This window comes from Gracilibacillus sp. D59, assembly GCF_052246695.1.
Classification (GTDB): Bacteria; Bacillota; Bacilli; order Bacillales; family Amphibacillaceae; genus Gracilibacillus.
The window spans coordinates 47,878-72,724 of sequence record NZ_JBQQCK010000003.1; the positions used below are offsets into that span (position 1 = coordinate 47,878).

General features: G+C 35.7%; 22 protein-coding genes and 2 pseudogenes. 19 read left to right on the forward strand and 5 right to left on the reverse strand.

The annotated features are described in order from the left end of the window. The first annotated feature begins 78 nt into the window (after positions 1–78). From ACTWP4_RS06610 to ACTWP4_RS06635, 6 genes and pseudogenes are all read left to right on the forward strand, one after another. Entirely contained in the window at positions 79–2,568 is a 2,490-nt protein-coding gene (locus ACTWP4_RS06610) for a DEAD/DEAH box helicase family protein (protein WP_443127973.1), read from the forward strand. 239 nt (positions 2,569–2,807) lie between these two features. Beyond that, on the forward strand, positions 2,808–4,400 hold the full coding sequence (locus ACTWP4_RS06615) for a type I restriction-modification system subunit M (RefSeq protein WP_443127974.1): 1,593 nt from the start codon (positions 2,808–2,810) through the stop codon (positions 4,398–4,400). Next, positions 4,390–5,556 carry a restriction endonuclease subunit S gene (locus tag ACTWP4_RS06620; RefSeq protein ID WP_443127975.1) on the forward strand — a complete coding sequence of 389 codons (1,167 nt, stop codon included), beginning with the start codon at positions 4,390–4,392 and terminating at the stop codon, positions 5,554–5,556. Before ACTWP4_RS06615 ends, ACTWP4_RS06620 begins: the two co-directional genes overlap by 11 nt. 21 nt (positions 5,557–5,577) lie before the next feature. After that, a complete protein-coding gene (locus tag ACTWP4_RS06625) occupies positions 5,578–8,736 on the forward strand; it encodes a type I restriction endonuclease subunit R (RefSeq protein WP_443127976.1) in 3,159 nt (1,052 codons plus the stop codon). A 132-nt stretch (positions 8,737–8,868) separates the two neighbouring features. Then, positions 8,869–9,540 (forward strand): serine/threonine protein kinase, encoded by a 672-nt coding sequence (locus ACTWP4_RS06630; protein WP_443127977.1) that lies wholly within the window; start codon positions 8,869–8,871, stop codon positions 9,538–9,540. A 676-nt stretch (positions 9,541–10,216) separates the two neighbouring features. Then, positions 10,217–10,777: pseudogene (locus ACTWP4_RS06635) on the forward strand (beta-galactosidase); the annotation flags it as partial. Positions 10,778–11,061: 284 nt separating this feature from the next. Here the strand turns inward: ACTWP4_RS06635 and ACTWP4_RS06640 are convergent. Continuing rightward, positions 11,062–11,913: an aldo/keto reductase gene (locus ACTWP4_RS06640; protein ID WP_443127978.1), complete on the reverse strand. Its 852-nt coding sequence runs from the start codon at positions 11,911–11,913 to the stop codon at positions 11,062–11,064. Between the two features lie 168 nt (positions 11,914–12,081). On the opposite strand from ACTWP4_RS06640, the gene ACTWP4_RS06645 reads away from it, so the two are divergent. Then, positions 12,082–12,531: a MerR family transcriptional regulator gene (locus ACTWP4_RS06645; protein ID WP_443127979.1), complete on the forward strand. Its 450-nt coding sequence runs from the start codon at positions 12,082–12,084 to the stop codon at positions 12,529–12,531. A gap of 235 nt (positions 12,532–12,766) precedes the next feature. Here ACTWP4_RS06645 and ACTWP4_RS06650 read toward each other — a convergent pair. Continuing rightward, positions 12,767–13,498, reverse strand: a pseudogene (locus ACTWP4_RS06650) (LysR family transcriptional regulator); the annotation flags it as partial. Positions 13,499–13,675: 177 nt separating this feature from the next. Between ACTWP4_RS06650 and ACTWP4_RS06655 the strand changes: the two are divergent. After that, on the forward strand, positions 13,676–13,960 hold the full coding sequence (locus ACTWP4_RS06655) for a hypothetical protein (protein ID WP_443127980.1): 285 nt from the start codon (positions 13,676–13,678) through the stop codon (positions 13,958–13,960). A gap of 42 nt (positions 13,961–14,002) precedes the next feature. Beyond that, the gene (gene rlmD / locus ACTWP4_RS06660; protein WP_443127981.1) at positions 14,003–15,487 is read left to right on the forward strand and encodes a 23S rRNA (uracil(1939)-C(5))-methyltransferase RlmD; all 1,485 of its coding nucleotides are present in this window, start codon (positions 14,003–14,005) and stop codon (positions 15,485–15,487) included. 216 nt (positions 15,488–15,703) lie between these two features. On the opposite strand, the gene ACTWP4_RS06665 is transcribed toward rlmD, so the two are convergent. Further along, positions 15,704–16,135: a MarR family winged helix-turn-helix transcriptional regulator gene (locus ACTWP4_RS06665; RefSeq protein WP_443127982.1), complete on the reverse strand. Its 432-nt coding sequence runs from the start codon at positions 16,133–16,135 to the stop codon at positions 15,704–15,706. A 120-nt stretch (positions 16,136–16,255) separates the two neighbouring features. Here ACTWP4_RS06665 and ACTWP4_RS06670 point away from each other — a divergent pair, with 120 nt between their 5' ends. The 10 genes from ACTWP4_RS06670 to ACTWP4_RS06715 all read left to right on the forward strand — a co-directional run bounded on the left by ACTWP4_RS06670 (position 16,256) and on the right by ACTWP4_RS06715 (position 22,706). Continuing rightward, a complete protein-coding gene (locus tag ACTWP4_RS06670; protein WP_443127983.1) occupies positions 16,256–16,858 on the forward strand; it encodes an NAD(P)H-dependent oxidoreductase in 603 nt (200 codons plus the stop codon). 796 nt (positions 16,859–17,654) lie between these two features. Next, positions 17,655–17,831 (forward strand): hypothetical protein, encoded by a 177-nt coding sequence (locus ACTWP4_RS06675; RefSeq protein WP_443127984.1) that lies wholly within the window; start codon positions 17,655–17,657, stop codon positions 17,829–17,831. Positions 17,832–17,938: 107 nt separating this feature from the next. Beyond that, positions 17,939–18,241: a hypothetical protein gene (locus ACTWP4_RS06680; RefSeq protein WP_443127985.1), complete on the forward strand. Its 303-nt coding sequence runs from the start codon at positions 17,939–17,941 to the stop codon at positions 18,239–18,241. A gap of 60 nt (positions 18,242–18,301) precedes the next feature. Further along, positions 18,302–18,601, forward strand: coding sequence for a hypothetical protein (locus tag ACTWP4_RS06685; RefSeq protein WP_443127986.1), 300 nt, complete (start codon positions 18,302–18,304; stop codon positions 18,599–18,601). Positions 18,602–18,809: 208 nt separating this feature from the next. Then, on the forward strand, positions 18,810–19,262 hold the full coding sequence (locus ACTWP4_RS06690) for a LytTR family DNA-binding domain-containing protein (RefSeq protein ID WP_443127987.1): 453 nt from the start codon (positions 18,810–18,812) through the stop codon (positions 19,260–19,262). A 13-nt stretch (positions 19,263–19,275) separates the two neighbouring features. Next, the gene (locus tag ACTWP4_RS06695; protein ID WP_443127988.1) at positions 19,276–19,803 is read left to right on the forward strand and encodes a hypothetical protein; all 528 of its coding nucleotides are present in this window, start codon (positions 19,276–19,278) and stop codon (positions 19,801–19,803) included. A gap of 547 nt (positions 19,804–20,350) precedes the next feature. After that, on the forward strand, positions 20,351–20,956 hold the full coding sequence (locus ACTWP4_RS06700) for a TetR/AcrR family transcriptional regulator (protein WP_443127989.1): 606 nt from the start codon (positions 20,351–20,353) through the stop codon (positions 20,954–20,956). A 68-nt stretch (positions 20,957–21,024) separates the two neighbouring features. Continuing rightward, entirely contained in the window at positions 21,025–21,621 is a 597-nt protein-coding gene (locus tag ACTWP4_RS06705; protein ID WP_443127990.1) for a GNAT family N-acetyltransferase, read from the forward strand. Between the two features lie 217 nt (positions 21,622–21,838). Continuing rightward, positions 21,839–22,156, forward strand: coding sequence for a PadR family transcriptional regulator (locus tag ACTWP4_RS06710; protein WP_443127991.1), 318 nt, complete (start codon positions 21,839–21,841; stop codon positions 22,154–22,156). Then, entirely contained in the window at positions 22,143–22,706 is a 564-nt protein-coding gene (locus tag ACTWP4_RS06715; protein ID WP_443127992.1) for a DUF2812 domain-containing protein, read from the forward strand. The genes ACTWP4_RS06710 and ACTWP4_RS06715 overlap by 14 nt, the downstream gene beginning before the upstream one ends. Positions 22,707–22,789: 83 nt before the next feature. Here the strand turns inward: ACTWP4_RS06715 and ACTWP4_RS06720 are convergent, their stop codons facing one another. Both ACTWP4_RS06720 and ACTWP4_RS06725 read right to left on the reverse strand, forming a co-directional pair. Further along, entirely contained in the window at positions 22,790–23,320 is a 531-nt protein-coding gene (locus tag ACTWP4_RS06720) for a hypothetical protein (RefSeq protein WP_443127993.1), read from the reverse strand. A gap of 292 nt (positions 23,321–23,612) precedes the next feature. Next, positions 23,613–24,761: a DEAD/DEAH box helicase gene (locus tag ACTWP4_RS06725; RefSeq protein WP_443127994.1), complete on the reverse strand. Its 1,149-nt coding sequence runs from the start codon at positions 24,759–24,761 to the stop codon at positions 23,613–23,615. Positions 24,762–24,847: the final 86 nt, after the last annotated feature.

The following is a 24,847-nucleotide window of genomic DNA, read 5'->3' on the forward strand; positions in this document are numbered from 1 at the left end:
ATTCAAGGATTGCAGATGAATATTTTTGAGAATTGTACAATAAAGTGTAACCGATTCAATAGAAAGGTGGGAAAATGAATGATTGATTTTAGTAAATTAAACGGTGATGATTCAATAGACTCTGTTTTAGATCCGAGAGAAATATTTGATATATTACCAGAGAAAGATGAAAAGTACGAAGAGTACTTAAGAGATGTACAAACCGAGGTACTAAATAAGTGGTTTAATCATTACAAAAATAAAAAAGATGTAATAATCAAGATGAATACAGGTAGTGGTAAGACAGTTGTGGGTTTATTAATGTTAAAAAGTTGCCTTAATGAAAAAATGGGGCCAGCCGTTTATGTAGTTCCAGATCCATATTTAGTTAGACAAGTAAAATCAGAAGCAGAGGCCTTAGGTATTAGTGTTACTGGAAATCCAGCTGATCCATCTTTTAGAAAAGGGGAATCAATTTTAGTAATTAACATTTTTAAATTAATAAATGGAAAATCTATTTTCGGTGTTAACGAAGTAGAGATAAATTTGGGAAGTGTTATAATAGATGACGCACACGCTTGCTTAGATATTGCTGAAAATCAATTCTCAATTAAAATACCTTCACAAACGGATCTATATAAAGAAGTATTATCGATATTTAGAGAAAGTATTAAACAACAATCAGAAATTAGACTTATTGAATTAGAATCTGGCGACCCCAATGCAAATATAGCTGTACCTTTTTGGAGTTGGATTGACAATAAAAGTGATCTTCTTCAATTGCTACATAAAAATAGTGATACCAGCGATACGGAATTAAATTCCCTAAAGTTTGGTTGGCCTTTGATAAAGAATAATATAGAGTTGTGTAATTGTGTTATTGGAAGTGACTCCATTGAAATTTCTCCAAAATTTCTTCCGATAAAAAGTATACCTAGCTTTAATTTTGCTAAAAGAAGAATATTTATGAGTGCTACTCTTTCAGATGATAGTATATTATCTTCTCATTTTGACATTGATTCTGACTCGATTTCTGAATCTATCACTCCAAATAGTTCCAATGATATTGGTGAAAGAATGATAATCATTCCACAAGAATTGAATCCTGAAATAACCGATGATCAATTAAAAAAATTTTATAAGTATTTATCAAAAGAACAAAACGTTGTAATACTAGTTCCATCTAATCATCGTTCTAGTTATTGGATAGATGTTGCAGATAGGATTCTCAATGCACGGAATTTACAAGAAGGTGTAGCTGAATTAAAAAATGGACATGTAGGATTAGTAGTTGTTGTTAATAAATATGATGGAATTGATCTTCCAAAGGATGCTTGTACAGTTTTAGTTATAGACAGACTCCCTGATGTACGAAGAAAAATAGATAAAATTGAAGAAGGAATTTTACAGGGTAGCGATATAATTGCAACTAATAAGATTCAAAAAATCGAACAAGGGATGGGTAGAGGCGTACGATCTAAAGATGACCATTGTGTTGTTTTTCTTATGGGAAGTACTCTTGTTAATCATCTTTATGTGATGGATGCAATCTCTAAATTTACCCCTGCGACAAGAAAACAAATAGAACTTTCTAATCAATTGTCTAGACAAATGCGAGGCAGTGGTTTAAAAGAAATGTATAAAGTAATTAAATATAGCTTAGATAGGGATAAAAATTGGATAAGTACAGCTAGAGGAGCTCTTGTAAAGATTAAATATAACTCAGAAGTTAAATTTGATGATAAAATTATATCTTTGCGCAAAGCATATAATAATGCATTACAAGGAAATTATAACGAAGCTGTGGCCACGATATTAGATTTAATTAATAATGAAGATTCTCTACTTGTCAAAGGCTATTTAAAACAAAAGGCTGCTGAATATTATCATTTTTATGACCCTGTAGAAGCACAACACATTTTAAAGTCTGCCGTAAAGGATAATAATCAAGTAATTCATCCTATAGAAGGAATTCAGTATGACAAATTATTGCCTGGAGATGTTACTCAAGCTGTACAATTAGTTAACTTTATGAACAATGGAAATATGAATCCAAATAAATATGTTTTGTTTGTAACTAAGCTAATTGAGCAACTAATATTTCAACCAAATACTTCAAAGATTTTTGAACAGGCAATTATGGATCTAGCATTCGTTTTAGGCTTCAAAGGGCAAAGACCAGAAAATCAATTTAATAAAGGACCAGATGACTTGTGGTCTGTGGATGTCGGCAAATACTATGTTATAGAGTGTAAGAACGGAGCTACTTCTTCTAAAATTAGTAAGAGTGATTGTAATCAATTAAATGGTTCAATTACATGGTTTGAGAATAATTATGATGATTCTAATATTCAAACACCAATTATGATTCATAAATCAAATGAATTCGAGTATGCAGCTTCTCCGAATCATAATATTAGGATCATCAATGAACCATATCTTGAAAAACTAAAGGAAAACTTAAGAAAGTTTTCACAAGCTGTAACTGCTAATTATACTGATACACTAAAAGTAGAAGAACTACTTAATATCTTCAACTTTAAACCTGAAAAATTCATTGATGAATATACTATATCATTCAAAAAATAAACTTTAAGAAGCATATAATTGGTCTATGGTGTCAGTCCCTCCTTTTGGACAGTTGTCCACGGAGAGGTTTGACACCATATTTGAATTATTTACAGGGAGGAATACATTCAATTTCAATGTCTCGTTATTTAAAAGGGATTAACTGTAAAGACAAGCTCGTTTCTATCTATTTCACCCTGAATTTGATATATTTGTTACATAAACAATGAGAACAACAATAGAAAAGCGAGGAAAATATTATGTCGAATTTAAATGCAAAACTATTTAGTGCCGCAGATAGCTTGCGCAGTAAAATGGATGCATCAGAATACAAAGATTACTTACTAGGATTGATTTTCTATAAGTACTTATCGGATAAGTTATTAGGGAAAGTGGTGGAACTAGCAGACCAATCACCAGAAGAATACAATACACAAGAAAAACAAACTCAATTATATCGGGATTTATTAGCAGATGAAGATGTAAAAGATGACTTAATTGAAACATTAGTCGATACATTAGGTCATCATATGGAGCCTGATTACTTATTTAATGTATTGGCTGATCAAGCGAAACAAAATACCTTTCAATTGAATGATTTAAATAAGGCTTTTATTGATTTGTCCACGAAATACGATCAATTTAGTGGCTTGTTTGATGATGTAGACTTGACTTCCAAAAAACTCGGTTCAGACGATCAACAGCGAAACATTACCGTCTCCGACGTCCTAAAGAAATTAAGTGAGATTGATGTTATCGAACATGACGGTGATGTTATCGGAGATGCTTATGAATATTTAATAGGAGAATTCGCTTCTGAAGCTGGAAAGAAAGCTGGTGAATTCTATACGCCAAGTAAAGTGTCGGACATGATGGCTCAAATTGTAGCAATTGGGCAAGAGGATAGAAAGTTATTTAGTGTTTACGATCCAACGATGGGGTCTGGTTCTTTGATGCTGAATGTACGTAACTATAATAACCATCCGGAGAGTATAAAGTATCACGGACAGGAACTGAATACAACAACATTTAACCTAGCAAAAATGAACTTAATCTTGCATGGTGTAAGAAAAGAAGATATGCGCTTGCGTAATGGAGATACATTAAATAAAGATTGGCCAACGGATGAGCCTTATACGTTTGATTCCGTATTGATGAATCCACCTTATTCTGCAAAATGGTCAGCAGATCAAACATTTTTAGACGATTCCCGTTTTAATCGTTACGGGAAGTTAGCCCCAAAATCAAAAGCAGATTTTTCCTTTTTGTTACATGGGTTCTATCATTTGAAAGATTCAGGGACAATGGCAATCGTCTTACCACATGGTGTATTGTTCCGCGGGGCTGCAGAAGGTGTAATTCGTAAAAAATTACTGGAAGATGGAAGTATTGATGCAGTTATTGGTATGCCAGCTAATCTATTTTTTGGAACATCGATTCCAACAACCGTTATTATCTTAAAGAAAAACCGTAATAATCGTGATGTGTTTTTTATTGATGCCAGTAAAGAGTTTTATAAAAGTGGCAACCAAAATAAGCTAACGAAAGAAAATGTCGATAAGATTGTCGATACGTATAAAAAGAGAGAAAATGTGGAGAAGTATGCTTATTTAGCATCCTTTGAAGAGATCAAAGAAAATGATTTCAATTTGAATATTCCACGCTATGTCGATACGTTTGAAGAAGAAGAGCCAGTGGACATGGCCGCAATTGGTTCATCCATTCAAGACATTAAAAAAGAACAAGCAGAACTCGAAGCTAGCTTATATGAAACCATTTCTTCTTTACAATATGATAAAGAAAACGAAGAATGGATTAAAGGTGCATTAGAGGTGTTTAATCGTGGGGAATAAGCAGATACCAGCAATAAGGTTTACTGGGTTTACTGGGGATTGGGAACGGCAGAAGTTAGGGGAGCTATGTGAGGAGTTTCAAAGTGGCAAGAATATTAAATCAAAGGATATTTTGGATGAAGGTAAATATCCTGTGTTTGGTGGTAATGGATTTCGTGGATACACAAACACTTATAATTACGATGGATTATATGCACTTATCGGAAGGCAAGGAGCCTTATGTGGAAACATGAATATCTCCCATGGAAAGGCATATTTTACTGAACATGCTATTGTGGTAAAAGGTAACAAAAAGAATGAAACAAGGTTTTTGTATTATCTCTTTGGCAAGATGAATCTCGGTCAATATTCAGGTCAATCTGCACAGCCGGGGTTGGCAGTTAACAAACTTAAAGAAATAACTGCTTTTATTCCGACTCTTGCAGAACAAGCTCAAATTAGTGTATTGTTCAAAAAACTCGATGACACCATCGCTCTTCATCAGCAAGAACTAGAAATCCTCAAACAAACAAAACAGGGATTCTTGCAAAAAATGTTTCCAAAAGAAGGAGAATCCGTGCCAGAGATTCGTATTCCGGGGTTTACTGGAGATTGGGAACATCGTAAGGTTTTAGATTTTTCGGAAAATTCCATAGGTGGTGGGACTCCAAGGACTTCAATAAAAAAATACTGGGATGGAGATATACCATGGATTCAAAGTTCTGATTTACAGGAACATCAAGTTTCGGGTATTGTCGCAAAGAAAAGAATAACTGAAACTGGATTAACTAATTCAGCTACTAAATTAGTTCCAAAGAATTCAATTGCTATAGTAACAAGGGTTGGATTTGGCAAAATAGCATTAATGGAATTTGAATACGCAACAAGTCAAGATTTTCTATCATTAGTTAACTTAAAAGTTAATAAGTGGTTTGGAACTTATTCATTATATAACCAATTGCAAAAAAAGTTGAATAATGTACAAGGAACGTCAATAAAAGGTATTACAAAAAAAGAACTTTTAAATATGAAAATTTATATTCCAACTAATATTGACGAACAAACCAAAATCGGTAACTTCTTCAAAAAACTAGACGACACAATCGCCCTACAAGAAAAAGAACTAGAAACCCTAAAACAAACCAAAAAAGCTTTCCTGCAAAAAATGTTTGTCTAACGAACAGAGAGGAGGAGATCCATGACAAAGCTATCTCATAACAATGAAGCTGAAGTCGAACGTCGGCTCATAGAAGTGTTGGGGGAAGGGTATAATCAATGGAATTATCGCCCGGACTTAAAGTCGGAAGAGGACCTCTGGAATAACTTGCGTCAAAAACTAACCCAAAACAATCTTGCTGAAATTGGCGAACACCCGATTACAGATAAAGAGTTTGATATGATTAAAACCGAACTATTGCTGAAAACAAAAACCCCTTTTGATGCTGCTAAATGGCTCAAAGGGGAAAATGGCATTGCTCGTATTACCATTGAAAGAGAAAACACGTCATTAGGACCGATGTTATTGATGTTATATTCGAATCGTGACATTGGGGGTGGGATTTCTACATATGAAGTCGTTCACCAAATATCAAAGCAAAAAACACATGTGGATGATCGTGATCGCCGTTTTGATGTGACGCTCTTAATTAACGGGTTACCAATCGTTCAAATTGAATTAAAACAAGCGAGTGCCAAAGATGGTGTGTTTCAAGCGTTTAATCAAATTAAGAAATACGCAGAAGAAGGGATGTATCGTGGGAACATCTTTTCAACGTTACAACTATTCGTTGTTTCCAATGAACAAACGACACGCTATTTTGCAAATGCCATGCCGAAAAATATGCATAGGAAATTACTATTTAGTTGGCGAACGACGGACAATCAAAAAGTAGAAAATCTCTATGAATTTGTGAAACAGGTCTTAAATATACCGGATGCTCATCGGTTAATTGCTGAATATACAATTGTAAGTGAAGACCAGGATAATAAAACATTAATGGTCTTACAACCTTACCAGATACATGCCATCCAATCCTTATATAAATCTGCTATGCAGCATAAGTCTGGATTTGTTTGGCATGCAACTGGCTCTGGGAAAACATTAACGAGTTTTGTATCAACCAAATTATTGGCTCAAAAACCAGGTATCGATCGGACGATTATGCTTATCGACCGTAAAGATTTAGATAATCAAACGACCTCAGAATTTACAAAGTTTGCTTCGGAATATAATACAGGTATCTCCTCTGGTAACGCAAGGTCTAACAGTTTAATTATTGGTACTGGCAGCGCAAAAGAGTTAAGTAGTACGTTACTATCTGATGCCAATACAAATGCAGTCATCATTACGACGCGTCAAAAGTTAGAGTCTGCATTACGTCACGCACAAAAGGCAGAAGAGAATAAAGGTACACAGCGCTTTAAAAAGCTACTAGGACAACATATCGTTTTTATCGTGGATGAATGTCACCGTGCTTTAAGTGCAGAAGGAATGGAAAAGATGAAAGATTTCTTTCCTAATTCCACTTGGTTTGGCTTTACAGGAACACCCATTTTTAATGTTAATAAAAAGCAGGCGCAAGGGCAATTAGCACGTACGACTCGTGACCAATATGGAGATGTTTTACATACCTATACCATTAAAAATGCGTTAGAAGACCATGCGGTTTTAGGCTTCCAAGTAGAGCATGAGGATACCATTGAACCGATATCCTTAAAAAATCATATTTATGATCAACTCCGTCAAAGTGAAAAGTATGCGAATGCAACAGATATAAAAGTAAATGATGTGATTGATCAAATGAATGGAATCGAGAAGGAAAAGTATATCGACAATGCCTCTTTTGAAAGAGATGACCATATTCAAAAAGTGATTAGCAAGATATTCCGTCCAGATAACGCTTATATGAAGTTCGATTTTCAAAATGGTCGACCACAGAAATCTGCTATTCTAACAACAAGTTCTATTGATATGGCGAAACGTTATTACCATGCCATTAAAGAAATGACGAAAGATCCAGATTGGCTGCGGGATGAATTTCCTGATCACCCGATAAGAAAAGGTCGTACCATTGAGGATCCTGATTTTCCACGAATTGCGATCACGTATTCATTAGAAGAAAATGAAGGTCATGCTACAGAGAATCAAGCCGAAATGAAACAAATTATGAAGGACTATAATGAATATTATAAAACAGCTTGGTCCCTGGAAAGTGTGGAACGTTATAATGGCGATATTAATAACCGATTAGCTCGAAAGAAAGCAGAGTTTAAAGAGTTTGGTAAACAAATTGATCTTGTTATTGTTGTTGAACGTTTATTAACAGGCTTTGATGCTCCCACTGTTCAAACACTTTTTGTTGATCGGAATTTGAGTTATGCCAATTTGATTCAGGCTTTTTCCCGAACAAATCGGACATACCCCGAAAAGACAAAGGGGTTAATCGTTACCTTCAGGAAACCATACACAATGGAACAAAATGTACAAAAAGCAACAAAGGTCTATTCAGATGAAAGCGCAGAATCTACGTTGATTTATCCAACGTACGAGGATTCAAAGAAACGGTTCAAAAAGGCGCATGAAGAATTACAAGCGATTACAGCTAATATAGAAAATATAAATGAACACACCCCAATTGAAACTCGCGTTGAATTTGTAAAGGCCTTTCAAGAATTAAATAATTCTTATGACGCGCTCGTAACGTATAATGAATACAACGATGATATGGAATATTCAAATACACTGAAAGGTCAAGTCATGACAATAGAAGAATCTGTAGGCGTATATAACACGGTAAAGGGATCATTAATGGATGATGAGGAATCAGGTGAACCAGATGTTGATTTCTCTGATATTGAGTTCCATGGTGAAAATTCTGCTAAGATTTACGATATCGATGCAACGTATATTGATAAGTTACTCGAAACGTACTCAGCTAATAATAAGAATATCCGTGACGATATTGAAAAAGCACTCCAAAAACTAGAAAAGGCAGAAATCGTGAAGAATGTGTATCGCGCCATTTTAAATGCGATAGATAATAAAGAAGTAGATGAAGAGGAAGATATTTTTATCGTAAAAAGAGCATTCTTTACGGAGGAAAAAAATAATGCGGTAGAAGATTTTGCAAACACATGGTTTGTAGAAAAAGATGCACTGCATTTATCCGCCATTCAATATGTGATTGGAATGGATCCTATTCCAAATATCAGTGATATCCTTAACAGTAGGGATTTTGATAAGTATAAAGTGGCAAACCCGGAGGCTAAACCGTTGAAATACGGGCCAGAAATGAAGCGTCAGTGGAGAATGGTATTGGATCAAGTGATTATACCACTGGATGATGAATTGAGATAGAAGTGCTCTTTATCACAGCGCTAACCGTCTGTAATACCTTAAACGAAGAAAGTAAGTGGGGGATAACAGACGCTAAGCATCCTGATAGAGCTATGGGGTCACCTTTATCCATGTAATGAAAGGGGAGTTTATATGGTAAACGATTGGGATATAGCAATGAATTCTCTTTCCAAAATTACAGTTATTTCAAATCCAAATAACGAGCCTGTAACCATAAGTGGAGATGCTGATGACCTGAAATGTACAGGTGTGGGGACAGATGCGGCTGTGTTTCAATCTTTAATTGCTCCAACTTTTGCGTTTAAAAAATATGCGGAGGACAAAATAGCCAAAGTAAAAGTTGAAGCAAATGTTTACCGGCTATTAGGGGATTCACCTTTTTTTTCAACATGCTTTGCTGCTTATGACGAATACCTTGTTTTAAGCTATGAGGAAGGAAAGACTCTCTTTGACTGCATTTTACAAGGGATTCATATTCCAGAACAAGTTATAAATGACGTAGAAGATGCAAGAGAATATGTTCGTACTAAGGGGCTTAACCCACGTGATATCCATTTAAAAAATATTTTACTTCAAAACGGAAGAGCAAAGATACTTGATGTTTCTGAATACATACTACCAGGTAATGATTTCAGATGGGAACATCTAAAAAAAGGATATCAACAATACTATCATTTAATTGATGGAAATTCTGTACCGTTTTGGTTAGTAGAAACGATTCGAAAGTGGTATAATCAGCGGAATAAATCTTCTTCATATGAGGAGTTCATAAAATTTATTGGGAATTTTTTGTATAAAAAATAGAAGAACAGCCTCCTTCACTCGGGCTATGGTGCCAGGCACTCCGTATTGACAATTGTCTGCGGAGAGCTGACACCATTATTCAAGAAATGCAGCAGAAACTGAATAAGTAACTTAGAGCAAGCTCTGTTCCTAATAAACAAGTCCAACAAGTGGCGAGACCACTGGTGGACCTGGCCGAGATACATTATATAGCTTAACAATTCATAACTAGCGGCATAACATCAGTAGAAGGTGCTATGCCTTTTATAAATTTTTTGATAGTGATAACATCCTGATAAGTTGTGCTGTACAAATCGGGAGTCTAAACTTTAACTGATTGAAGTCTCCCTTTATGGTAAAATAGGAGAAAATACGTATTCAATGAGCAACTAAATGGTTGCATAACGTCAATAACTTAGCTAATGGTCTCAGTGAATTCAGCGCGAAATTGACCTGCAAGACTCAATTTTTATATTTAGCCATAACCCTTGTTAGATAAGAGTTGTGGCTGTTTTTTAATTTGCGGAAATTCTATGGAAAGCTAAAGACTGCCATCTTTAATAAAATCAAATTTTAACTCATTCATTATTAGAAGTTTACAAATTTGTTATGGTGAAGGTTTTTATATTCAATCAAACTAAGAATATCTCATCTGACATGACTTTTGCTCATAGTATAAAATATTGGATATTATTTTATCGATGGACATCCGTCTGAGGAGGTATTGCGTGCGATCGATGCTTTTCTACTTACAGCGAAACAGTATGATATCGAGGTTACCTTTAACTTCTTTGCCTTTACGCCCATTGCATATGAGGGAGAAAACCCTTATCTGGATCCCTGCAGTGTAAACGCACAGAAGCGATTCATTCGTGCTTTGGTAGCCAGACACGCCAAAACGACTAATGTGCAATGGGATTTAATTAATGAACCGTCGATGTTTGATCCGATGCGCTATTTCCAGGGACCGTGATCTGGACAGGATCACTTTGAAAAATCAAATGGTTGAAAAAGCGACATAAGTCAATTACAGTATTGCAGGAGCGCTGGGATATGACTAACGAAGAATTACCTGATTTTAAATCTGTGTTATTACCAGAACAAGAAGAGATTAATTTTGACATATAGGACATGAAGCAGCCGAAAAAAAGGCTTGCGTTGGCTCGACTATACATTATTTACAATGGACGTGCATAACCATTGGGCCAAACAATTACGTGATACGATTAAGCAACTTAACTCTGATCAGCTTGTCACAGAGCTTGAACCAGTTATTTGATAGAGTAACGTAAGAGTTGCAACTTGAGAAAATCTATTTCCTATTCTACTTGTAGTGCCAGTCCAAACAATTTTTGATAACTTTTCTCTTGCTTCCACGCTTTCCAGTTATTCATATACCTCACTTCGGTTTCCTTGTTTCTTCTGAAAAGTCTTGTGTACAAAGCTTTAATCTAGTATAGAAAAAGGACAAGGGGAACCTGCCTTGTCATTTCTTACATTGGTGAGGATAAATGCATGATGAGAATATAGTTTAATCAAGTTTTACAATTCCACTCTCCAGTTGCCCATCATTTTGGCGACTTCCGGATCGCGGTACGATAGGAAAAGGCTTTCTCCTGTATCGAGAGTGGAAATTTGCTCTATATCGCCTTCGCTCAACTCAAAATCAAAAATGTTGAAGTTTTCAACGATCCGCTCTTTGCGAACCGATTTTGGAATAACTACGACTCCGCGTTGAACAAGCCAGCGAAGCACGACCTGGGCTACGGACTTGTTATGCTTTTCGGCTATTGATACCAGCGCATCGTTGCCAAACATGTTGTTAAGTCCTTCAGCAAACGGGGCCCACGACTGGTGCTGTATTCCTTGCTCTTTCATAAAAGCAGCGCTGTCGATTTGGTGGTAGAAAGGGTGCGTTTCGACTTGGTTGACCGCAGGCAAGATTTCGTTATGCACGATGAGGTCCATCAGTCGGTCGGGCAAGAAGTTGCTTACACCGATTGCCTTGACCTTGCCTTCACGATACATGTCTTCCATTGCACGCCAAGCGCCATAGTAATTGCCGAAAGGCTGATGAATAAGGTATAGATCGAGATAGTCGAGCTGTAGCTTATTCAAGGATTTGGAAAATGCCAGCTTTGCACTCTCAAAATCGGCATCCTGAACCCAAAGCTTGGTCGTGATGAATAGCTCCTTACGCGGTACGCCGCTGCGCTTGATCGCGCGTCCTACCGCTTCCTCATTCAGATAACCGGCGGCGGTGTCGATCAGGCGGTAACCGGTCATCAGCGCTTCATATACTGCGTTTTCGCATTCTTCAGCATTCGGAATTTGGTAGACACCAAAGCCGATAATTGGCATTTTTATACCATTGTTTAATGTTACGGTTTGCATTGTAATTCCTCCTAATGGTCAAATATATAATGCAAATGGTGCGTAGCCCCTGAATGGTTACTGCAGAGGGGGGTTCCACTTGCAGCTCACTTGCATTACAATAAATTTACAGCCTTCGTGTTACACAAAGTCAAGCAATAAAAAATTAATTTTCCAAGGAGGATTCCCATGCATACGGTCAAAGAAGCCGCCCAAATTACGGGTTTAACTGAGCACGCTGTACGCTTTTACACGGATAAAGGTCTGGTGCCAAGTATACAGCGCAATCAAAATAATATTCGGATGTTCGACGAAGAATCGATTAACTGGCTACATGGCATCAAATGCCTCAAGCAATCCGGTATGCCGATTAAAGTCATAAAAAAGTACGTCGATCTCTGTCTCGAAGGAGATTCGACCATTCTGCAACGTTCCTTACTCATGATGGATCATAAAGAAGCGGCACTAGCTAAGCTCGAAGAAGCCAAACAGCATGTTGCCCATTTGGAAGAAAAAATTGCCCTGTATCAAGCCATTCTGGAGCACCGCTCTCCAGACATAACCAATCCTGGCAATTGGGAAAGGATTCAGCATATGCATAGTGATGTATTTTACTCTCCTCCTGTTCGGAATGTGTGAAAGATAGACGTAATACCCAACTGTTCTGCAGAGCCCTAAAGTTTTTATGCAAATACTCCATATGACCGTATGTGTTCAAAGGAATAATAAATTACCACTTTATGAACTAATACAAAAAAATTGTCTGATATCGAACATAACGAGCTTAGATTTAGTCGGCATCGGAAAGTAATTAAATCACTGACTAACTAGACCGTGTTTCTTAATCAGCCTGTGGTAAGTTCCATTCAAAGTAGTAAGCTTTTGGTAGTATCGTGACACCGACGCCTTTGCTTACCATTTGGATGATAGATTCCATCGTGGTCATTTCAAGTACTGGTTTGGGTGTAAAATTTATTAAACGACACTGTTCATTAATAACTTGTCGTAAGAAATAGGTTTCAGGTAATAAAATAGATGGTGTATCGTTTAAAATTTGAAGTGTTACAAATTCTTTTTGAGCCAGAGGATAATCTATAGGTACTTCAAGAGCAAAGTTTTCTTCGTAAATTGGAATGGAAATCAAATCTTCATGTTCAATGGGTAAAAAAGTGATACCCAGATCAAGTTCATTTTGTAGTAGTCCCTTGTGAATATCTCCAGTTCGTAACCCTTGTACAGAAAGTTCCACATTGGGGTAAGCATTGTGAAACCCAACAACTGTTGGAGGAAGTAAGTAATTAACAACTGTGATTAGAGAGCCTAATTTGAGCGTGCCCCTTTCTAATCCCTGAAGCTAGCTAATTGCTGCACGTGCCTGAGAAATCTCATGAAAAAATTGTAGCTGTGATCTAGCAAGGTTTTCCCTGCATCAGTAAGTATGTTTTTTTTTGCCAATGCGATCAAACAAAGGCATTCCTACTTCATGCTCTAACAAACCAATTTGTTGACTAAGAGAAGGTTGGGCAATGCCTAGTTTCTCAGCCGCACGTGTAAAATGCAGCTCTTGACATAACACGATAAAATACTCCAATTGTTTTAGTTCCATCGAATTCCTTCCCCAGTATTTATTTTATAAACAAAGGTTTTAACTATCATTATATACTAATTATTTTATGAAAAGATGAAATAATTAGAGGAAAAGGGTTTAAATATTCGAGTTTTTACAGTTACGAGAAGCTGAAATATGAATCAAAACGAATTTTTAAAAAGGAGTTTGATATCGGTGAGTCAACCTGTGATAGATAAAATAATGGTAGGAAAGCCAAAAACATTCGGAAATAAAGATGCAAAACATCCAATGGAACGTGAGTGGACAACTGGAATTGTGAAGTATTCTGTTAAAGGAGATATTTGGGTCGGAAAAACAAATCTTGGAGGGGATGGACAAGCAGATCTTAAGCGACATGGCGGACCGGAAAAAGCGATTTTTGTAGAAGAAGGACTTTCCTATCCAATATTTGGTGCCAGTCTTTTTGTATTAGTTAGTTTTACTACTGACTTGGGATAGTATATAATGAGGAACCAAAAGAAAAATAGATAGGAAGTGCCTATGAATAAAAGCAAAAAGAATGGATATAAACCGGGAAAAACACGCAATCAGTCGAAAAAAACAAATGGGAAAAAGCGCTCCGCACTGACTAATCAAAAGGGCGACAAATTCCAAGGTAAGCCCTCGACAACAAATAAGCGTCGAGGTAATAAGAAATCTGTAACCGCAGAAGTGACCTGCACAGGCCTGACCAATGAGGGGAAAGGCATCGTTCAGTGGAAAGGAAAGCAGCTAGAGGTAGACCATCTATTGCCAGGTGAAACGGCTGAGATTACTTTGTCCACTAGTGGGCGATATGTTAATACGGAATTAAAACGGGTAATCACCTCGTCAAAAGACCGAATCGAGCCAATGTGCTCCTATTTTTATGAGTGTGGCGGATGTCAGCTTCAGCATATGAACGAACAGGCTCAGGAAGGTTTCAAGCAGCAAACTATAGATGATTTGATGAAACCCTTCGGCAAACCAGAACCGATTTTAACCATGGACCATCCGTATGATTACCGGAACAAGAGCCATACAACATTTGGTCTGAATACGGAACGGCAGATTATTGGTGGGTTATACGCTCAGAATAGTCATCAGCTTATCTCGATGGATCGGTGTCTCATTCACGATCCGAAAGCGGATGAAATCTGGCAAACGATTAAGGACATGATGAAGTCATTTAAAATGCAGCCATATAATGAAGACACTGGACGAGGTTTCCTGCGTCATGTACTGGTGAAGGTCGGCAAGGTCAGTGGTGAGATCATGGTGGTGCTGGTTGTAGCTTCACCTATTTTTAAAGGTAGTAATAATTTTGTAAAAGCTCTCAGGAAGGCTCACCCAGAGATTACCACCATCCTCATGAACGTGAATAACCGGGATACGAGCATGGTTCTAGGTGGTCAGGAGAAAGTGTTGTTTGGCAAAGGGACTATAACAGACACCCTTTGTGGAATGAAGTTTGATATTTCCGCGAAATCCTTCTATCAGATTAATCCGCTCCAGACGGAAAAGTTATATGCAAAAGCCATTGAAATGGCCCAGTTGTCTGGAAGTGAAACCGTAATTGATGCGTACTGTGGGATCGGTACAATCGGTCTGATTGCTAGTCAAAAGGCTGGCAAAGTCATTGGAGTAGAGTTGAATAAGGATGCTGTTCGAGACGCAATCCGCAATTCAAAGCGCAACGGCGTGAAAAATGCCCGTTTCTATCAAGGCGATTCCGGGGAATTCATGATGGAGATGGCAGCACGTGGTGAGAAAGCGGATGTAGTCTTTATGGATCCACCACGAAGCGGAAGTGATGAAGCGTTCTTGTCTAGTCTAGTGAAGCTTAAACCAGAACGTATAGTTTATGTGTCCTGCAATCCTGTGACGCAGGTGCGGGATATGAGATATTTAGTACAGAACGGATATAAGGTAAAAGGGATTCAGCCAGTGGATATGTTTCCACAGACTGTGCATGTAGAAAACGTAGCCGAGATAGTGTTGAAATAGCTTGATATCATAAGTTTAGTGGTCTTAATTATAGATAGAAGTGTGTGTTTTATGTTCCCTCGGACTATTAGTTCGGGGGATTTTTTGACCCCTAGCGTCTTACTTTTACACAAAAAAGTAAATGCTAGAGGTCTTTCTTATGAAATATGAATTATATTATAACTTTCTAAAATTAACATAAAGACCATGATTTCTTTCATATTGGTCCTTTCCATTTCACCTATCCAAAAATTTAGTTTGTAAAATTTGGATTGCCTCTTCCATTTCTTTTAGTTCGGGCTCTGTCAAATTGTTAATTCGCTCTTGAAATTTTAATTCAAGCTGTCGAAACACTTTATTCATTAGCGTCGTTCCATTCTCTGTAAGACGAATGTCAAATTTGCGACGATCATTCGAATCAATAATTTTTTCACATAGTTGGTTTTCAATTAGTTTCTTTAACTCACGGCTAGAATTAGGTAAAGATAAATGTAAACATTCACTTATTTCACTAAGAGTTACCGGTTGGCTAACTGTAATGAATTCTAATATTTTGTATTGAACGGTAGTTATGTTTTCAATTTTGATTTCTTTTGTCATATCGTTTGTCACTTGATGTACAGATGTAGTAAATCGAACAAACTGATGGAAAAGCTTACCCTTGTCCATATAAATCACCTCATTTACAAAGTATCAAATATATTATCAAAAAACAATTATCAATTGACAACTAATTTGGATGAGTGTTAGTATTTAGTTATCAAATGATAACAAACGAGGTGTTTAATAGTGAACGTTTTAATTGTTTTTACCCATCCAAATCATCAAAGCTTGAGCTATGCATTTTTACAGGGGGTACTTCGAGGGTGTGAGGAAAACCATGTTATACAAAATGTTCAAGTTTTAGATTTATATGGAGAAAAATTTAATCCGGTCCTTGAATTTGGGGAGAAAAAGAAGAGAAGAGATATGTATAAAGATCCAGAATTAGAAAAATATCGGGATCAACTATCGTGGGCTGAAAAGATTATCTTTATTTATCCTATCTGGTGGGGGAGGCCTCCTGCTATGTTAATGGGTTATATTGATAAAATGTTTGCATCAGGATTTGCCTACAAAGATAACGGTAAGTTGTTACCAGACGGTTTGTTGAAGGGTAAATCAGTCGTATGTATTTCTGTAATGAAAGGTCCAACCTTCTATCCAATGTTTTGGCTAAATAATGCTCATAAAGTTTTAATGCGTAAAGCATTATTTCAATACGTAGGCATTAAAAAGGTAAAGTTTTTTGAGTTTGGAAATATGGAAAATTCAAAAGGGAAACATCAGAAAAAAATAAACAAAGTATATAGGTATATTCAAAAATTGAATATCCATAGCTTAACATCATAATAATCAACTGCTAGTTGTCTAGAGGAAAAAAAGGAAATATTAGTGATTGTAGAGACCGCACGCAAAAATAATATTTATGGATAACAGTATCATCTTACTACCAAGCCACATGTAGAAAACGTAGCGGAGAAAGTGTTGAAGTGAGAAGCAGGAACTTGAAAGATTCCTGCTTTTTTAAGTATAAGCAAAATGTTGATCGAAATTCTCTAATTCGGTTAAATATTTGACGTCGATCCCCGATCAACTATATATCGATGCAGATCATAAGCAGCTGAAATATTGGTCCAAACAACATTTATACGATCTCCACCTTTTAGATGTAAGATATATTTTTCTTTTGCTTTTGAAGATTTGAACGGATTTTCATTCTCTATTTACTACCTTTTGTTCAAGTTTGTATTTGGAGTTAATAAAAGTTGAATAATGAATATTCGGTAAACCATATCTTAACTGGTAGGATATTGTCATTCACTACACCTTAATTCCCTCAAAAAGATAGTATAATAGAATCATCTTATAAATTAGCAAATAGTCGGTAAATGATGAAGTAATAAATTACAAGAGAAATCTTATATTGCATAGTAGACGAAGCAAACGTATACTGCGCAGCAACGATTATCATTATTGTGTAAAATAAGAACAACTACTTGTTAATTTTTGGTATAATTTTAGTGTGAAGATTGATTATGTTGTGAATTTATTCACTAAAACTAACGGTCAGAAGAGTTGAAGAAAACTAAAATTTAGGAGCCTATTTAAGGTAATTGTAAATGAGAGTTGTTAGGAGAGTGGGATTATGATTAAATATTTATCAATGCTATGTGCAGTGTTAGGTATTTTCCTATTAACGATAGTTGATACAGCTTTGGCATTACCGGTTTTGTTATTAGGGGTTATTCTTAGCGTGATAACTATAAAACAGTGGTCAAGAACCATCGGAATAATATCATTGATTATAAATGGAGTTCCTTAGTATTTAATGTGTTTGTTATTATTTTAATATTAGTAACGCGATTATTTTTGGATAAATATTATTAAATTAACGGGTAGCTTTTGTTGAACCAATTGGAGATGAATAACATGGATAACCTTAAACTAATAATTTTCTTAGTCAGTATAAGTTCAATTGTATTAGGAGGAACCTTGTCTGTTTATTGGTTTCAATTTACAGATGAAGGAAAGAAATTTTGGAGAACCAAAATAAAGAGATTAAATATGGAGGAACTGCAAGAAGAAGAAAAGGAAGTAACGTATTCTAATCTACGTGGTTTAATAAGGATTATAATAAACGGCTCAATATTATTAAAGTTATGGCTGTTTTTTTATGCAATGTTCTTCTTATCAGTAGTGGCTATGGTTTTATTCGCTGTTCTTACTAAATAGTTGAGTATCATGTTCAACAAACGGGTAGCTTATATAAAAGTGGTAGGTGAGAGATAAGAAATGAGGACGTTATTAGAACAATTACGCATAATAATTATTTTTGTATTACTTGGTGGTTTAGGTTGGGCAATTATAGAAAACATTTATACAATCAATGAAGCAACTGAAGGTTATTCATGGCTCAGTGCATTAGCAATATTAGTTTTACTCTTTGTATTATATAGAAACAAATTACAGTTTTCTGGTTGGTATCAGGGAGATGGTCGAAAGAAATTGCCGAGAAATGTGTCCATTACATTAATCTTCACTTCAATAATGCTGATTATTGCACCATTTATTTTAGGTTCACTATTAAGCTAATGGGTAGCTTTAGTTGAAGAAGATTTTAATACGAAATAGAACTTCCAATTATTTGGGGGTTCATTTTTTATTGAATATCAACCATGTTGTGTAATCTATGTGGCTATATCTGTAAAGTGTTCCTCTTATATTGAAATACGAAAATCCGATGGTTATACTACTTTTGAATCATGGATATGGATCACGATGAACGAAAGGAGGTTACAATTTGAAAATCAAACTTGACATTAGTAATGAGCGTTATGATGAAATCAAATCCGCACTCGAAGAACGAGGAATTGAAATAGATGATACGGCCGACTTGGTATTAAGTCAAACCAACAGCTTCATTGATAATCTGATTGTGAGAGAAAAAGGAACAAATGCGCGGATCATTTTATCGGTAGAGGATATTGTTTGTATCGAATCGTTCGGTCATGTAGTAGAGGTACAAACGCAAGAAGCAATATATCAAGCTACCGACCGATTATACCGAATTGTCAGTTTGCTTGACCCAACAAAATTTTTGCGTATAAGTAATTCTGTTGTAATTGCAAGAAATAAGGTTAAACGAATTACACCTACTCTTTCGACGAAGTTCATCCTTACCATGACTAATGGTAAAAGTGTTGATGTAACAAGAAGCTATTACTACATTTTTAAAGAATATTTCGGAATATAGAGGAGGCAATTACATGGGTTTTCCTATTTATTTTCTCGCACTGTTTGCAATTCTAATTATATTAGTCGCTACCGTTACTGTCTATTTTCAAGTCTATAAACGGCATATCAATAAGGCTTTAGGAGCAACCGAGGGCAAGCGTACTTCAATGGTCCCTCCATATAGAGTGGCTATTGTTATGACTATAATAGTTTTACTCATTGGCATATTGATTAGCTATTTTGCGGGATATGTTAATGCCTATAAAGATTACGAAGAAGATGCGTGGGTGATGTCCCATTCTGATATTCAGACATTCTATGCAGAAGTAAAAGAAGTTGGCGAGAAAACTTTATTGGTTGATGGTATATCCCTCAATGATGAGAAATACCGAGGTGAGTTTCAATATGATATATGGGAAGAAGTGAGTATATATCGGCAGGATGCTGTTATCCCGCTTTCTGATTTGTCAGAAGGTGATTTGATTTCAATCACACTATTGACCGACCGCGCAGACATTACAAATATCTTCAAAATTCAGCTATTAACTGATAAGAAGTAACCTAGTATTCCGATCAATACTATTGTGTTATGGAAAAGAAAAGATGGTTGTTATGCCTTGCTTGTGGCAACAATATGGTGAATGATCATTTAATCATTTCTCTTTTATTTACTTTCATTGGAATGATTATTGGATTTTTACATTTTTCTATATCTGAAGTTTTCGAAATAAACTAAAATAGTCTTATTTAATTAAATTGGTGCTAATGTTAAAGAAGAAAGACAAAAACAACAGATCTATTTGCTGCACAGTAAAACCATACTGTTAACTAAATACAATTGATTAAAGACGATCACTTTTTGGGGTGATCGTTTTGTCGTATTTGACGCTTACTACGCAAAAAATAATTTCGTTTATAAAAGAATGTACTTTATTAAAGAGGTTTTATTTATCGGAGGTAGTTATTCCGCAAACGAGCCATACTGTTGAATAGAGAAATCTAATTATTTAGTTAAGAAGATTTGAATTTAAACTTATCTTATTTTATGATTAGTAAAACGAACGGTCAGATTATAAAACGTTATTAATAAACAAAGGAGGGAAATTTATGGCTCGACCAAGAGGTCAAGGTGAAAAAACTAAGGAACTTATTGCTGAAAAGGCAAAAATTATATTTGAACAAAAAGGTTATGCTGGAACTTCAATGGAAGATATTCGTGAGTATAGTGGGATAAGCAAAGGTAGCATCTATTATCACTTTAAAAGCAAAGAAGAGTTGTTCCTATATACAGTAGAAAAAACTTCAGAGGTATGGAGAACAAAATGGGAAAATCATGCGAGTAAGGTGGGAAAGTCAACAGAAAAACTTTACCTTCTTGCAAAATACTATGCTTCAGATATGCAAAATCCTTTATCACATACAGTTCCAGAATATATGGCCACTGAGAATATAGACAAAATGATGAAAAATAAGATATTTGATTTGATAAAACCGGAATATGAAGTTTTCTATCAAATTATTGACGAGGGAATGTGTCGTAAGGAATTTAAAAGTAATCAATCACCTGACGATTTAGCTTATATTTTATACAGTACACTCACAGGTTTAAGCATTACACAATTCGTTGGTTATAGTGATAAACAATTTCTCATGCTTTACCAGAGTGCAATAGATATCTTTCTAAAAGGAATATCAAAAGATAATATCCCTTAAAATTGAAGGGGTTTTAAAAGAAATATTAATAAACCGTACGGTCAGTTAAATATCAAGGAGGAAATTAAATGAAAAGCTATGAAATTAGAGTAAGACCAACGAGAGGGTTTAAAAGAGATGTATCTCGTGAGGTGGCAGCTGTTTTTGTTGATGGATACGAGAAAGACTTAGCGTTTCTCTCAACCAATCGAGAAAAGTTAGTTGAAGCGTTTCAGAAAATGATTTGTCCAGATGTTTTTTACTTTGCTACTTTAGAAGGTGAAATTGTTGGAATTCTTGCTTGTTCCAATAATCAGAATCGAGCATTGACAATTGATAAAACAATTTTGAGAAACTCATTTGGCTATGTGAAAGGGAGTATGGCTTATTATTTTATGAAAGATGAGTTTAATAAAAAATTGTCTTACCTAGATGATACAGGTTATATTGAATGTGTTGCCACCGCAGTTAAAGCTAGAGGTAAAGGTATATCAACTGCTCTGATGAGTTACGTATTAGAGAATGAGGATTATCATCGTTATATTCTAGAAGTTGTGGATACAAATAAGGTTGCTTATCGATTATATAAAAAGTTGGGTTTTACAGAGTTCAAGCGAAAAAAGGAAACTTTTTCAAAGATGAAAGGCTTTAAGCATAGAATTTATATGGAATTGTGTGTCTCTTAAGTAAACAGGAAATAATTAAATTATGGCTTCCAACAAAAAGTCGATTCCCTTTACGTTGGGAAATCGGCTTTTTTAGATCGAATTTTTGCCTAATTATAAAAAGTTTACTTTAAGTTCCTTCGATGAATTTTAACAATGCTGTTGACTATTCAGTTGAACTGTATTATATTTACTATAAAGTTGAAATGTATAGTTTAACTGAATAGAGGGTGAGAGAATGAAACACAAATTATTGCCGTTGTCTGAAACCATGCATTATATTTTATTAGCTCTACGTGAGCCACTCCACGGATATGCAGTAATGCAAAAGATAGAAGAAATTAGCAATGGTTCCGTAATTTTAGCGGCTGGTACATTATACGGTGCTATTGAAAACTTGAATAAACATGGTTGGATTGAACCTGTTGGAAATTCAGGTCGGAGAAAAATTTATATGATAACGACAGAAGGAAGCGCCATTTTGAAGATGGAACAAGAAAGACTATTGCACATTTTATCCTTGTATGAAGGTAGTGAATCAAATGAAGAGGTTTAAAGTATTTTTTAATATTGAAAAAGAAGAGCAATGGCTGAACGAGCAATTACAAAAAGGCTATCGCTGTACAAATATTAGTAGATTAGGAATATACACTTTCGAAAAAACTGACAAGAGATATGTTATGAGACTTGATTATCAAGATTATTTACCTAAGAAAAAGATCGTTGAATACAAAGGGATATATGAGGATTTCGGTTGGAACTATATAAAGGGGACCTGGCTTGGAATAAGGTATTGGCAAAAAGAAGATGATAATCAAAATGAAATCTTCTCGGATCGCCAATCAAAGGGTAATTATTATAAAAGATTAATGGGTTATTCATTTTGGTTGGTTACGCTGTGTTTGGCATATTGTTTTATGCTGTATAGTGATTCTGAATTATACCATGAAGGTCTTTGGAGTATGGAAGGTGTATTATTTTGGAAGGCATTATTATTTGAAACTCCATTTGTCCTTTTGAAGTTACTTCCCGTACTTATGGTAGTTCTATTTGGTAGAAGTTATTATAAAGCTTATAGCAAGTATTCAATGTTAAAAGAAGAATAATGCAAGGAGGTTATGTTTAAGGGGGCAGGCGCCGTAAAAAGACATTTGTCCATATACGGTGCCCTGATACCTTATCCCATTTGTTACTGGTGCAAGCTATATTGTAATAACAATGATATTTCTAGTGCTTGTAGCTGTCGTAATTGCTTTCCACGTTGTGTATCTTCTTCGCCTTTGGACGTTACTTCTTCTACCTCATCGATAAAAAGGGAAGGATCCCATTGTTTCCATTCCTTTATTTTTGGGTAGATTTTTTTACCTTGTTCATACAACTCTTCAAAAATTGGGGAATCGCCAACCTTACTAAACCAATACTTTGAGTTGCCAAAGTCACCTTCTCGTCGGTGCATAATCCCGTGCCAATAGCTACCGATTGGTTCTGAAATATTTTGTGAAATCGCATGTGAAGCGTAAAGGTCGTCGTTCCAGAGCAATAAGCCAGAACGAGTTGCAAGGGTAGTAAGGCTTGAAGGAGCAGCTTTTCCCGTGATTTCTTCCTCGGATAGATCATTAATCTCCTTTGATAATTCAGGCTTCCACGTTTCCTCTGGACAAAGAGGTGGAAGCGGATTCCTGTCTTCTAATGTTTGAACAATTGACGCAATTGTAGTCATAACAACCCCACCTATTTATAGATTTGTATGAATTATATCAATACTATTTCAATTTTCCAACTAACTATATTGCTAGCAATGGTTTCGTGCATTACAAATAGCCAAATTCATCCTAAGGCTTTTAATAAAGCTTTATTTACTGATAACTCTCTTGCTTCACGGGATACCTAATCTGCTTGGCGGGAAAAAATGACTTATCCCGTCGAGCGAGCAATATATCCTGTCAAGGAAGGAGTTTCAACATTTAAGAGGTATCATAGATATGTTTTAGAAAAATAACAAGAGTTTCACATTATTTTGAATCAACTAATTTTCCTTTGAATAGGATTTTCTTTGAAACAGTTAAATTTAATTGGCGACTAAACTTCTGCAGTTGTCGCTCCTCACTCTCCGTGACAATGGCTACAACGGTTCCTGAGTCAGACCCTAACCGCCCAGTTCTTCCGGAGCGATGAACAAATTGTGTCGTATCTTTAGGCAAGTCCATATGAATAACATGGGTTAAATCAGGAATATCTAATCCTCTTGCAGCAACATCTGAAGCTAGTAGTAGTTCAGATTTTCCTTCGCGAAATTCTTTAATTGCTTTAGCGCGTTCTTGCTTTTTGGAGTCACTATGTAAAACTCCTGCATTGATTCCCATATAATCTAGTTTTTCTGCCAGTACCGAAAGAGTTGTAATGTCTTTGACGAAAACAAGTGCTTTCATTTCATGATTTCGTACGAGCTTTCGTAGCGGTTCAATCTTATCTCTCGCTTCACAAACAAGATACATGTACTCTACATTTGGTCGATCATCATCTTCTTTACCTACTCGAATTACTTCAGGATTGTTCATTAGTTCTTCTGCCTTTGATTGTACTGTCTCAGGTAGAGTTGCCGAAAAGACGAGCACTTGCCGGTCACTCAAGGTACTTTTCACAATTTTTTCGATAGTAGATATATGTTCGGGTACTAACAGTTGATCTGCTTCATCCAACACAATCGTTTTTACTTGATGCATCTTTAATTTTTTCTGGTTAATTAGTTCGTTCAATCTTCCTGGTGTTCCAATTACGATTTGCGGTTTCTTTTTCAACTTTTCAATTTGTCGTTTTACGTTTGCTCCACCAATCAGTGTAGCACTTCCAATTCCACTATCCCTTGACCACTCCTGAACTTCTTGATTTATTTGCATCACTAGTTCATGGGATGATGCTAAGATAACAACTTGGGTATTTTTTTGAGTTGGGTCGATTTGTTGCAAAAGCGGTAAAAGGTAAGCTAGCGTTTTACCGCTGCCTGTTGGTGACTCAGCAATGATATCTTTTCCGTCGATTATAAAACGGGCCGTATTTAGTTGAATGGCTGTTAGCTTTTCAAATCCGGATTTATCCCATGTGGTTTGAAGAAACGGTTTCAGGTCAGGTAATATTTCATTTAATGATTGAGTTTTATTCATTTTTAATGCTCCTTTTAATGCTTCAATTCGTACATCTTTATTTCAGAGTAATGCGGATTACTATATACGTCAACCTGCACCATTAT